The sequence below is a fragment of the Jiangella anatolica genome (genome assembly GCF_003236295.1).
Lineage (GTDB): Bacteria > Actinomycetota > Actinomycetes > Jiangellales > Jiangellaceae > Jiangella > Jiangella anatolica.
In genome coordinates, this window is the sequence record NZ_POTW01000005.1 from 45,706 (window position 1) to 57,746 (window position 12,041).

Genomic DNA, 12,041 nt, shown 5'->3' on the forward strand with positions numbered 1-12,041 from the left:
GGGTCAGCGCGTGAGCAGCCGCCGCGTCGTCTCGAGGCCCCACTCGTCGAGCCCGAGCAGACGGTCACTGCTGACCACGGCCCCGCCGACCCGGGAGACGTGGGCGGCCCACGTCTCCCGGTTCTCCATCTTCGGCCCCACGAGCAAGCAGTCCGGGTCGTTCGCGAAGAACACCCCGTTCATGAACTGACGCCCCTCAGCACTGAGAACGGCCGCCTCCTGGCTCGGCGAGCACATGTCGCCGTCCTCCGGAGCGAACGTGTGCCCGGTGTCGGCGCTCACCCGAATGGAATCGACCAGCCCCACCGACGGCAGCACCGGCGCCCCGCACCCCAGGATGTGGGCGGACGGCCCGACGGCGGACCGGATCAGCGCCAGCCCGTCCCGGTACGCCGTCACCGGATCCGCACCGGACGACCGCTCCCCCGGGATCGCCCCCGCCGCGATGAAGTCGATCTTGAAGTAGTCGATCCCCCACGACGCGAACGTCGAGAACACGGTGTGCATCCACTCCGCGGCGCCGGGGTGCGACAGATCGAGCGAGTACAGGTCCTGGTTCCAGTTGTGCCCGGCGTGCAGCGGCCCGCCGTGCGGGTGCCGCAGCAGCCAGTCGGGGTGCTCGGCGGCGATCCGGGACCGGGCGCCGGCGAAGAACGGGGCCAGCCAGATGCCGGCCCGGCGGCCCTCGGCGCGGATCTGCTCGACGAGACCGCACAGGTCCGGGAACGTGGCCGACGGGCTCAGCCAGTCGCCGATCTCGGTGAAGTAGCCGTCGTCGAGCTGGACGACGTCGACGGGCAGGTCCAGCGCGCGCATCGCGCCCAGGTTCTCCACGACGTCCTGCTCGCGGACGTCGCCCCAGTACTCGTACCAGGTGCACCACGCCGTCGGCGCGGGACGAGCCGCCGCCAGCCCCGCGGCCGACGCGGCCGACACCGCCCACGACCGCAGCGCCGCCTGCACGTCGGACCCGGACGTTGCGGTCACGAGCACGGGCCCGTCGGCGCCGATCACGACCGACGACCCGGTGACGGCGGCCTGGATCCGCACCCCGGTGGCGAACGGGTCCGCGGCCGCCACGACGTGGACGGAGCCGTGACCGTCGGCCACCGCGAGCACGCCCTCGCCGAAGTAGCGCGACGCGTCGGGGTGGGAGGACTGGCGGTAGTTGAGCATCCGGTTGCGCTCGGTCGCCGGCCGGTGCGGCCGTCCGCCGAGCGGATACGTGGTGGTCGGACTGAAGGACTGCCAGCCGTGCTCGAAGACCGCGGACCCCTCGGAGGAGACCGCAACCTCGTGGACGACGTCGAAACCGGGCGAGAGAGACATGAAGAGAACCTCAGGAGTTGGGGCCGTCAGGCCTTGATTCCGGACATCGCGATGCCGCGGATGAACTGTTTCTGCAGCAGGACGAAGACCAGCACCATCGGCAGAATCGTCAGCAGCGAGCCCGCCATCAGGACGGGGTAGTCGGTGCCCTGGGCGCCCTGCAACGTGGCCAGCCCGACCGGCAGCGTCATCCGGTCCGGGACGGTGTTGACGATCAGCGGCCAGAGCAGGTCGTTCCAGGAGAACAGGGACGTGAGGATGGTCAGCGCCGCCAGCGCCGGCCGGCACAGCGGCAGGATGATCCGCAGGTAGATCTGGAGCGGGTTGGCGCCGTCCATCCGGGCCGCCTCGTCCAGCTCCGGCGGCAGCGTCCGCATGAACTGGTAGAGGACGAACACGCCGAACGCGCTGAACATGCCGGGCAGCGCCAGCGCCTGGACCGAGTTCAGCCAGCCCATCGCGCGGATCACCTCGTACTGCGGTATCACGAACAGCTGCGGCGGCACCATCAGCACGACGAGGAAGCCGGCCAGCAGCGGCCCGCGGAACCGGAACCGCAGCCGGGCGAACACGTACGCCGCCAGCGACGCCACCAGCAGCTGCCCGGCCACGCGCAGCACCAGGGCCAGCACGCTGTTCACCGCCATCGACCCGACCGGGACGACGTCGAAGAAGGCCGAGTAGTTGCCCCACTCCGGCGACGACGGCAGCACCGTCGGCGGGATCCGGGTGGACTCCCCCAGCGTCTTCAGCGACGTTAGGAACTGCCACACGAACGGCGACACCATGAGCAGCGCGCCGGCCATCAGCAGGACGTGCGTCACGAGGTGCCGGGAACGAAGCCGCTCACGCATAGGTCACCCACCGTCGCTGCAGGCGGAACTGCACGGCCGTCACCGCGAGCGTCACGACCAGCGTGACCAGCGCGATCACCGCGCCGAGCGGGCGGTCGTTGCGCACGAACGCCTCCTCGTAGAACAGGTAGACGATCGTCCTGGAGTCGGCCAACGCCGGGTTGGTCCGGCCGAGCATGATGAACAGCAGGTCGAACATCTGCAGCGACCCGATCACCGACAGCACCGACACCAGGAAGATCGACGGCGTCAGCAGCGGCACGGTGACGGAGAAGAACCGCCGCACCGGGCCGGCGCCGTCGAGCATCGCCGCCTCTTCCAGAGACGGCGGGACCGACTCCAGCCCGGCCGCCAGGATGATCAGGTTCGTGCCCAGCGCCATCCAGATCCCGACGACGGCGACGGCGTACAGCGCGGTGTCCGGGTCGGCCACCCACGCCCGCGTCGGCCCGCCGACGGCGTCGAGCACCTCGTTGAGCAGCCCGAAGTCGCCGTTGTAGATGTAGCGCCAGACCATCGCGACGGCCACCGGCATCGTGACCACCGGGACGAAGTACAGCGTCCGGTAGAACGAGCGGCCGCCCAGCCCGCGCTGGTGCAGCAGCGCCGCGATCACCATCGCGATCGGCACGCCGAGCAGCACGATCGCGGCATACACGAGTGTGTTGAGCAGCGCCCGCCACACGTCGTCGCCGTTCTCGAACAGCTGCCGCCAGTTCTCGAACCCGGTGATCGTGTAGCCGGTGAACGCGGTGCCCTCGGAGAAGCTGAGCAGGACCGTGCGCAGCAGCGGCCACAGGTAGAAGATCACCAGCCCGCCGAACGGCACCGCGAGCAGGATCGCCGCCCACGCGTTGTCCGGGTACCGGTTCGGCCTCATTCCTGCGCCAGCGCCTCGTTCATCGCAGCGGCCAGCCCGGCGGCGGCCTCCTCGACGGTCTGCTCGCCGGTCCACGCCGGGGTGAGGAACTCGCCCTCGCGGCTGGCCCACGCGTCGGTGTTGCGCGACACCGGCAGCACGACGCCGTTCTCTGCCTGGTCGAGGAACGCCTGCAGGTTGAACTGCGGGAACGCGTCCACGAAGGCCTGCTCCGTGCCGGCGTAGGAGCCGATGACGGTGCCGGTCTCGCTGGAGATCCGCGAGGCCTCCTCGCCGCTCAGGAAGACGGCCAGCTCGGCGGCCTCCTCCGGGTGCTCGGTCGAGGCCAGCGCGACGTTGCCGATGCCGTTGATGATGGTCGCCTCCTGGGCGCCGGCCGGCAGCTCGGTGACGTCGAAGTTCTGCGACGAGTACTCGTCGTTGGCGAACCGGATCGCGTAGAACGAGCCGGTCGTCAGCATCGCCAGCCGGCCGGACATGAACTGCGCGACGGACTCGGTGTCGGCGAAGGACTCCAGCGTCGGCGAGACGTGGTGCACGTTGATCAGGTCGGTCCAGAACTTGATGCCCTCGATCGCCTCCGGGCTGTCGTAGCCCGACGTCGTGCCGTCCTCGCTGATCACCTCGCCGCCGGCCTGGTAGATCGTGTTGTAGTACGTGGCCTGCGGGTCCATCGGCGCGCCGATGCCGTAGACGCTGCCGTCGGGCTTGGTCAGCGCCTTCGCGTTGGTGATGACGTCGTCCCAGGTCCAGTCCGGCGTCGGGTACGGCAGGCCGGCCTCGTCGAAGAGCGCCTTGTTGTACCAGAGCCCGATCGTGTCGAAGTCCTTGGGCAGCGCGTACGTGGTGCCGTCGTCGACGAACAGGTCGACCAGCTGCTCCGGGTAGTTCTCGATGTCCAGGCCGGACGCCTCGAACGCGTCGTCCAGCGGCAGCAGCACACCGCCGTCGATGTACGCGCCGATCTTCGCGCCGAGCATCCAGGCGACGTCCGGTCCGGTGCCGCCGGCGGTCGACGTCTGCAGCGTGCTCCAGTAGTCGGTCCACGGGATGATCTGGATCTCGACCGTGACGCCGGGATTCTGCTCCTCGTACACGTCGAGGATCTGCCGGATGGCCGGCTCCTGGTCCGGCGAGAACGTCGCGAAGGTGAGGTTGACCTCCTCACCGTCGCCGCCGTCGCCGCCGGAGCCACCGGCCGAGGCGCCGTTGTCGCCGCAGGCGGCCAGCGTCAGGACGGCCGCGGTGGCCGCCAGGGCCAGCAAGATCTTCGTCGACTTCATCGTCGTGCCTCTCATGAGTGGGACGTTGCGGGTCGCACGTGCGGGTCGATCCAGTCCAGGTGCGCGGGCTCGGCGCCGTCGGGCGACCGCACGACCAGTCGCAGCCGGGTGACGCCGGCCAGATCCAGGTCGAGCTCCCGTGCCGGGTCGCCCGCGGTGAGCTCGACGGTCGTGAGCACACGGCCGTCGCCGACGACGGAGCAGGTGGCCGTCGTGCCGGCGGGGCTCTCGTCGTCGACGCCGACGGACGCGGTGAGCCGCGCCGGGACGCCGTCGAGGACCCAGGTGACGTCCGAGGGAGCGCAGACGCCGAGGCCGTGCGGGTGGTGCACGCCGGCCACGGACATCGGCCGGCCGTCGGCGGGGTTGCCCTCGCCGTTGGACATGTCCCGCTCGACCGGGCCGCTGCCGTTGGTGGCGGCGACCGGGGTGAGCGCGACGAGCGACGCGGGGTCCGCGCCGAGAGGGCTGACGACGCGCACGTGCGCGAGGGTGGAGCGGCGGGCGCCGAGCGGGTCGCCGGCGTGCACGGCGAGGACGGCGACGTGGCCGGGCTCGGTGCCGGCGGGGACGGTGACCGTCCAGGCGCCGTCGCCGGCGGGCAACGGCGGGTCCCAGCCGGGCGGCACGACGAGGTGCGCCTCGGCGCCGGTGACGACGGCGGCGATCTCCACGGCCTCGCCGGGTACGCCGCGGACGATCGGCTCGGCCACGGTGACCGTGGGCCGCGGGGCCGGCGCCGGGCGTGCGTGCCCGGCCGTCGCCGGCGCCAGCAGCACCAGCGTGCCGCCGTTCGGCCGCAGCGTGACGTCGATCGTGTCCGCCGCTGTGACCGGCCGCGTCTCCTGGGTGAGCCGGTCGGCGTCGTCGTCGGTGATGACCGTGGCGACGTGCTCGCCGGCGCCGAGCCCGAGCGACGCGAGGTCGACGGTGACCGTCGTCGCCTCGGTGAGCGCCGACAGCGCGCCGACGAACCACTCGTCGCCCGAGCGGCGGGCCAGCACGACGTGCTCCCCCGGCCGCCCGGCCAGCAGCTTCGTCTCGTCCCAGGCCGCCCGGATCCGCTCGATCGCCGCCTCCGCGATCGGCCGCTTCGCGTACTCGTCCACGTCGTCGGCGTAGTTCAGCAACCCGGACTCCAGCACGACCGCCAGCGCCAGCTCGTGCGCCTCGGTGGTGAGCCGCGGCGGCGCCGAGAACGTCACCGGCGTGTAGTCCGCCGACCCGACGACGTTGCGGGTGAACGGCACGATCGTGTTGTGCTCGGGTGTCAGCGGCTCGCTGTAGAAGACGTAGTACTCCGCGCCGCGGACCGCCTCGTAGCTCATGACGTGCGGATACGTACGGGCCCAGCCGCGCGGGATGACCGAGCCGTGGAAGTTGATCATCAGGCCGACTCGGGCGCACTCGGCGATGACCTCGTCGTACCAGCGGTAGCGTTCCTGCGCCTCGGACTCCATGAAGTCGACCTTGACGCCGGCCACGCCCCACGACGCCCACTCGGCGAGCTTGCGCCGCTGCTCCGGCGTCGCGAGGTGGTCCCAGACGACCCAGACGAACACGCCGACGCCGCGCTCGCTGGCCGCCGACACCAACTCGGGCATCCAGACGCCGTCCCAGCCGCAGTCGACCAGCACGTACTCCCAGCCGCGGGCGGCGGCGTAGTCGAGCATCCGCAGCTGCTTGGTCAGCTGGGCGCCGCTGTAGAAGTCCGACCACCACGACCAGGCCGCCCGGCCCGGCCGCGCCCACGCCGGCGGCGCTGCGTCGGCGGCCGGGGCGAGGTCGTCGACCAGGTGCGACGCGACGACGGTGGCGAGGTCGCCGAGGATCAGCACCCGCCACGGCGTCGCCACGCTGTCGCCGTCGAGCACGACGTCGTTGGCCAGCGTGACGGTGAGCGCGCCGCCGCCGGCATACCGGGCGAGCGAGCCGCCGTAGCGGCCGTCCAGGTCCGCCTCGGTGACCAGCGCGAACGTGTCGTCCGCCAGCTCGGCGAGGAACGGGAAGCCGTAGTCGCCGGGCTCGAGCGCGTCCAGCGTGCTGCTGAACCGGGTGGTCTCGTACCAGGGCGTGTAGGTGAGCGGCCAGACCGCGGCCGTCGCCGGGAGCCGCAGGCCGACGTCGCCGCCGGTCACCGTCACACCGTCCAGGCCGCCGAGGACGAACCGCAGTGCGACACCGTCGGGCGCGGCCCGCAGCACCACGGCGACCTCGCCGCCGTCCGCGCAGGCGAACCGGACGGTGCGCTCCCGGTGGTCGACGGTGTGCCGGCCGACCCGCTTGCCGACGACCAGCTCGTACTCCTCGGCCACCTCGCGGCTCTCGTCGGCCACGTACGTGACGCCGGAGAGCAGGTCCCGGCCGTCGGCCGTGTGCAGGTGCAGCGGCGCCGGCGGCGTCGCCTCGACGCCGTCGCGCAGCGCGGTCCAGGTGAGCCGGCCGCGGAACCACGTCACCGCGATGGTGTGGCCGCCGTGCCGCACGGACCAGGTGGTGGACTCAGACACGACGGGCTCCTGGACGGCGGCGGATGTCGGCGGCGACCCGCTGACGGGACGGGAAGACGAGCTCCTGGATGGCGACCGCGGCGGCGCCGCGGGCCCACTCCTCGAACGGCAGGTCGCGCACGTGGATCGGCACCTGGTGGGCGGCGCCGAAGGCCTGCTCGGCGAACGCCTCGCGGATGGCGGCCTCGAACAGGTCGTAGCTCGACACGCCCTCACCGGCGACGATGACGCGCTCCGGGCCGAGCAGGTTCGCCACCGAGGCCAGCGCCAGCCCGATCAGCCGGCCGGCCCGGGCGAAGATCGCGCGGACGCCGTCGTCGCCGGAGCGGGCCAGCTCGACCGCGGACTCGATGGTGAGGTCGTCGCGGCCGGTGGCGGACCGGCAGCGCTCCAGCAGCGCCGTCGTCGACGCCTCGGCCTCGACGCAGCCGTGGGCGCCGCAGTGGCACTGGACGGACGGGTCGCCGAGCGGCAGGTGGCCGATCTCGCCGGCGACGCTGTGCGCGCCGCGGACCAGGCCGCCGTCGACGACGATGGCGCAGCCGATGCCGGTGCCGATCGTCACGACGGCGAAGTTCGTGATGCCCTGGCCCAGCCCGAACCACTGCTCGGCGACGGTGAGCGCCTTGACGTCGTTCTCCACGACGACCGGCGCGCCGACGGTCTGGCTCACCGCGGTGCCGAGGTCGACGTCGCGCCAGCCGAGGAACGGCGAGTAGCGGACGTAGCCGGTGTCGTGGTCGATGTCGCCGGAGAGGCTCAGCCCCAGGTCGTGCGGCGCGACGACGAAGCCGGCGCCCTCCGCGCGCTGGACCAGCTCGCGGTAGAAGGCGGCGATGGCGGCGATCGTGGCGGCGACGGAGTTGTCGTCCAGCGGGCGGCGCTCGGCCACCAGCGGCGCGCCGGCCAGGTCGCACACGACGCCGATCAGCTCGTCGCGCCGGACGATGATGCCGAACGAGCCGGTCTGCCGCGCGTGCACCCGCAGCGGGCTGCTCGGCCGGCCCATCCGGGTCTCGTCGGCGCTGGCCGGCTGGTCCGGCGCGTACTCGAGGTAGCCCTCGTCGATGAGCAGCTTCGCGACCCGGGTGACGGCGGCCGACGACAGCCCGGTCTCGCGGGCGATGTCGACGCGGGCGATGGGGCCGGCGGTCAGCGCGGTGAGGAAGACGGCGCCCTCGGCCGGAGTCCCCTCGACCGGGCCGCCTCGTTGGATCGGCACGTCGCCGACGGTACGGAGACTTAATAAACTTTGTCAAGTATGTAACTCGTGCCATACTCGGAGCCGTGCCAGCCCGCGACGGTCTCCGCCCGCAGCGGCTGTACGCCGTCCCCCGGCGGCAGGTCACCGCGGCGCTGACGGCGCCGGTCACGCGGCGGCTGGTGGTCACCGACGCCGGGTACTCCCCCGCCGCGGCGCCGTTCGCCGCGTCCCGCCCGGCCGCGTCGCGGCACACCGTCCTCGCCGTGTGCGCGAGTGGCAGCGGCTGGGCCCAGCTGGGCGGACGCCGGCACGGCGTCGGCGCCGGCGCGGCGCTGGTCGTCCCTGCCGGGACGCCGCACGCCTACGGCGGCTCGCCGTCGTCGCCGTGGACCGTGTGGTGGTGCCACCTGCGCGGCAGTGACGTGCCCGAGGTGGTCGAGGCGCTCGGCGCGCCGGTGGTGCCGATCCGCCAGCTGGACCGCGCCGTCGCGCTGGCCGACGAGATCGTCGCGCGGCTGGCCCGCGAGGTCGACGCGGACGGCGACGGCCGCGGCGCGGCCCGGCTGGTCGGCGTCGCCGGGGCGGCGTGGAAGCTGCTGACCCAGCTGATCGCGGACCGGTCGCCGGCGCCGGAGGCCGCGTCCGACCCGCTGCGGCGGGCGATGGACTACCTGGCCTCACGGCTGGACGGGACGGTCCGGGTGCCGGAGCTGGCCGCGCTGGTCGGCGTGTCGCCGTCGCATCTGACGGCGCTGTTCCGGCGCGCCACCGGCGGCGGCGTGCACGCCTACCAGACGACGCTGCGGATGGAGCGGGCCCGCCACCTGCTGACGACGACGCAGGCGACCGTCAGCGAGATCGCCCGCGACGTCGGCTACGGCGACCCGTTCCACTTCTCCCGCCAGTTCCGCCAGCTCCACACGATGAGCCCGACCGACTACCGCCGCGCCGCGCACCCCGCTCCCTGACCTAACCCGCCCGCTGTGTCACCTGATCGTTTTCCGGAAGATGATCAGGTGACGAACACGCCGAGGAAGGGGGCCGGCACGTCACCTGATCATCTCCACGATGTGGACGCGAAACGATCAGGTGACGTAGCGGCCGCCATCCGGGGCCGTACGTCACCTGATCGTTTCGGGCGGGCGCTCGGCCGGGGTCAGTTGGTGACGGTGACCCGGTCGATGTCGGGTGCCGCGCCGGAGCCGCCGGCGATCCGGATCGTGTTCGAAGCGCCTGCGTTGACGCCGAGCCCGAGCGTGACCGTCGCGGTCGCCGTCGCGCCGCCCGTCGACGGGAACGCGACGGTGACCGGGGCGCCACCGTTGACGCTGACCTGCGCCGTGCTGTCCGCCGTCGCCGCATAGTCGACACGGACGGTGTGGTTGCCGGCCGCGGTCGCCGTCACCCCGTTCACCGTCACCGAGCCGCCGCCGGACAGCCCCGTCACCTTCGAGCCGCCCGAGCACCCGCCGCAGGCGGCCACCGCCGCGCCGCCGGCGAGCGTGTTGCCGGATGCCTCCGCCTCCGTCCGCCGCGACAGGATGAGGGCGTCGATGTCAGGCCCGAACGCCGCCGGGTTGGAGAAGCGGATCGTGTTCGCGCCGGCGTTGAGCGGCACGTCGATCGTCCACTTGTTCACGAACTCCCAGCCGCCGGAGTCCTTGAGGTTCTCGGTGCTGACGACGGACCCGTTGACCTCGATCTGGATCGAGCGCGGGTCGCCGGAGGTGTAGGTGAAGGTCAGCTCGTGGGTGCCGGCGGCCCCGGCCATCACGTTGTTGAACTGCACCGCCCCGCCGTTGCCGAGGAACCCGACCTTCGAGCCGCCGGAGCAGCCCTTGCAGTTGTCGGTCCCCGCGCCGCCGGAGATCGTGTTGCCCGGCGCCTCCGCCTCGTACCGGACGTCGGCGCTGCCGATCTGCGCGAGCGGCGTCTTGGAGATGTGCACGGCCACGCCGCCGGTGGCGATCATCGGCAGCGACAGCGTCGACGCGCTGGTCACCGTCTGCGTCGTCACCGACGACACCCGCCCGGCGGCGTTGTCGGCGAAGATCGTCGCGGTGTACGTCCCGGAGCCGAGGAACGAGAGCGGCACCGTCGCCGTCCGGGCCGGGTCGGTGATCGCGCCGACGAACCAGTCGGTCCCGCTGCGCCGGGCCATCGTCACGTGGTCGCCGGGGAAGCCCTCGACGACGCGGGTCTCGTCCCACACCGTCGGGACGGCGCGCATCAGGTGCCGGCCCGGCCACTGCTCGTACGCGGCGGCGGAGTCGGAGTAGTTGACCATCGCCGAGGTGAACACGATCGACTGCGCCAGCGTGTGCGCCTGGGTGAGGATCGACCCGTTCAGCGAGATCATCGTCGGCGTGTAGTCCATGCCGCCGATCGGGTTGCGGACGAACGGGAACGTCGCGTCCAGCCGGGCCGTCGTCGGCGGCGGGTACAGGTAGTGCTCGGTGCCGGCGACCGCCTCGGACGTGACGACCCACGGCCAGGTGCGGTTCTCGCCACCGGGCTTGGTGCTGCCGTGGAAGTTGAGCATCAGCTCGTGCTCGCCGGCGGCGTCGCCGATCGACTGGTACCAGCCCATGACGTTCTGCGAGTCGTTGAGGAAGAAGTCGACCTTCAGCCCGACGACGCCGTACGCCTTGTGCTCGGCGACCAGCGCGTCGGCCTGCGTGGGCGTGGCGAACGGCTCGGCCGTCACCCAGGCGAAGATGCCGACGTCGCGCTGGGCGGCGTACTGCGAGATCGCCGGCAGGTCGACGTCGGGGTCGTAGCAGCAGTCGACCGTCACGTACTCGAAGCCCATCGACGCGGCGAAGTCGACCATCTGCTTCTGCTTGTCCAGGTCCGCCGCGCTGTCGCCGTCGCTGAACCAGGACCACGCGGCCCGGCCCGGCTTCACCCAGTCCGCGTTCTGCGTGGCCGGCGGGTTGAGGTGCTGGACGAGGTCGGAGTTGACCAGCGTGTCCAGGTCACCGGCGATGATCGCGGCCCGCCACGGGGTCTGGAACGGGTACGTGCTGGCGATCGGGAACGACTGGTCCGGAGTCCGCCTCACGTTCAGCAGGCCGTCGTTGGCCTGGCTGCCCTTGAGCAGCGCCGGCGCGAAGCTCGCCCCGGCGTTGTAGACGTTCGCCTCGGAGATCACGGTGAAGTAGGCGTTGTTGTCGATCGACGCCAGCAGCGGCATCGTCAGCTCGGTGCCGTCGTTGAGGCCGGCGGCGGACCGGTAGATGTAGTCCTGCTCGTAGTTCCCGTTCCACACCGCGGCCCAGCCGCCGGTCGGCGCGGGCAGCCGGAAGCCGCTCTTCTCGTCGGTGATGCTGACGGCGCCGGAGCCGCCCGGCAGCACGTACCGGTACGCGACCCCGTCGTCGTAGGCGCGCACGACCAGCTGCATCGTCTGGCCGCCCTTGGTGTAGCTGAGCACCAGCTGGTTGGCGTGGTCGCGATAGGACGGCTTGGTGCCGGCCGGCAGCGTGTAGGTCTGGTCGATGGTCGTCCGGGCCTGCGACGCGTACGTCAGCCCGGTGGAGAAGTCGACGGCGCTGGTCGCGATGCCCAGCGGCGACTCCTCGAAGATCGTCGTGGTGCCGGCGGTGACCTCGTAGGTCAGCGCGCCGGAGGCCTGTTCGTGGACGGCGAAGGTGATCGCGCCGTCCGGTGAGGTGACGGTGTGCGTGGTCAGCGCCTGCGCCGGGACGACACCGACGTCGGTCGCCGTCAGCGCCGCGACGACGGACGCGGTGACGGCGACGGTGGCCAGGGCGAGGGTCGATCGGCGGCGTTTCGAGCCTGCGAACACGGATCCTCCTCCGAGTGCTGCGGTTCCCCTGTCGCGTGACGCTAACCGTGACCGCGCGTCGCGCGGAATGACGAAAACGCGACCGCACCTGGAGAAAGCGATCGAACCGCCGACGGCGCCGGAAACAGGGACGAAGCGGTGGGTGAACAACGCGTCCCGGGCTGGATTCG

The 12,041-nt window shown here is 72.1% G+C and carries 8 protein-coding genes; 1 reads left to right on the forward strand and 7 read right to left on the reverse strand.

The window, feature by feature from the left end; genetic code table 11:
- Positions 1-3 precede the first annotated feature (3 nt).
- From C1I92_RS03160 to C1I92_RS03185, 6 genes are read right to left on the reverse strand one after another with little or no spacing between them, the layout of a single operon-like run.
- Positions 4-1,329 (reverse strand): glycoside hydrolase family 36 protein, encoded by a 1,326-nt coding sequence (locus C1I92_RS03160; protein ID WP_111253217.1) that lies wholly within the window; start codon positions 1,327-1,329, stop codon positions 4-6.
- A gap of 26 nt (positions 1,330-1,355) precedes the next feature.
- A complete protein-coding gene (locus C1I92_RS03165) occupies positions 1,356-2,183 on the reverse strand; it encodes a carbohydrate ABC transporter permease (RefSeq protein ID WP_111253218.1) in 828 nt (275 codons plus the stop codon).
- Positions 2,176-3,063 (reverse strand): carbohydrate ABC transporter permease, encoded by an 888-nt coding sequence (locus C1I92_RS03170; protein ID WP_111253219.1) that lies wholly within the window; start codon positions 3,061-3,063, stop codon positions 2,176-2,178. Before C1I92_RS03170 ends, C1I92_RS03165 begins: the two co-directional genes overlap by 8 nt.
- Positions 3,060-4,361, reverse strand: a complete 1,302-nt coding sequence (locus tag C1I92_RS03175; RefSeq protein ID WP_111253220.1) for an ABC transporter substrate-binding protein — start codon at positions 4,359-4,361, stop codon at positions 3,060-3,062. The genes C1I92_RS03170 and C1I92_RS03175 overlap by 4 nt, the downstream gene beginning before the upstream one ends.
- Positions 4,358-6,856: an NPCBM/NEW2 domain-containing protein gene (locus C1I92_RS03180; RefSeq protein WP_111253221.1), complete on the reverse strand. Its 2,499-nt coding sequence runs from the start codon at positions 6,854-6,856 to the stop codon at positions 4,358-4,360. The genes C1I92_RS03175 and C1I92_RS03180 overlap by 4 nt, the downstream gene beginning before the upstream one ends.
- Positions 6,849-8,078, reverse strand: coding sequence for an ROK family transcriptional regulator (locus tag C1I92_RS03185; RefSeq protein WP_199520909.1), 1,230 nt, complete (start codon positions 8,076-8,078; stop codon positions 6,849-6,851). Before C1I92_RS03185 ends, C1I92_RS03180 begins: the two co-directional genes overlap by 8 nt.
- Before the next feature lie 65 nt (positions 8,079-8,143).
- Here C1I92_RS03185 and C1I92_RS03190 point away from each other — a divergent pair, with 65 nt between their 5' ends.
- On the forward strand, positions 8,144-9,028 hold the full coding sequence (locus tag C1I92_RS03190) for an AraC family transcriptional regulator (RefSeq protein WP_111253222.1): 885 nt from the start codon (positions 8,144-8,146) through the stop codon (positions 9,026-9,028).
- Positions 9,029-9,216: 188 nt separating this feature from the next.
- Here C1I92_RS03190 and C1I92_RS03195 read toward each other — a convergent pair whose 3' ends face one another.
- Entirely contained in the window at positions 9,217-11,871 is a 2,655-nt protein-coding gene (locus C1I92_RS03195; protein ID WP_158563955.1) for a glycoside hydrolase family 97 N-terminal domain-containing protein, read from the reverse strand.
- Positions 11,872-12,041: the final 170 nt, after the last annotated feature.

Excerpts from the sequence above, each read along its gene's own strand:
- C1I92_RS03160 (WP_111253217.1), bottom strand. The coding sequence starts at position 1,329 with ATGTCTCTCTCGCCCGGTTTCGACGTCGTCCACGAGGTTGCGGTCTCC.
- C1I92_RS03165 (WP_111253218.1), bottom strand. The coding sequence starts at position 2,183 with ATGCGTGAGCGGCTTCGTTCCCGGCACCTCGTGACGCACGTCCTGCTG.
- C1I92_RS03170 (WP_111253219.1), bottom strand. The coding sequence starts at position 3,063 with ATGAGGCCGAACCGGTACCCGGACAACGCGTGGGCGGCGATCCTGCTC.
- C1I92_RS03175 (WP_111253220.1), bottom strand. The coding sequence starts at position 4,361 with ATGAGAGGCACGACGATGAAGTCGACGAAGATCTTGCTGGCCCTGGCG.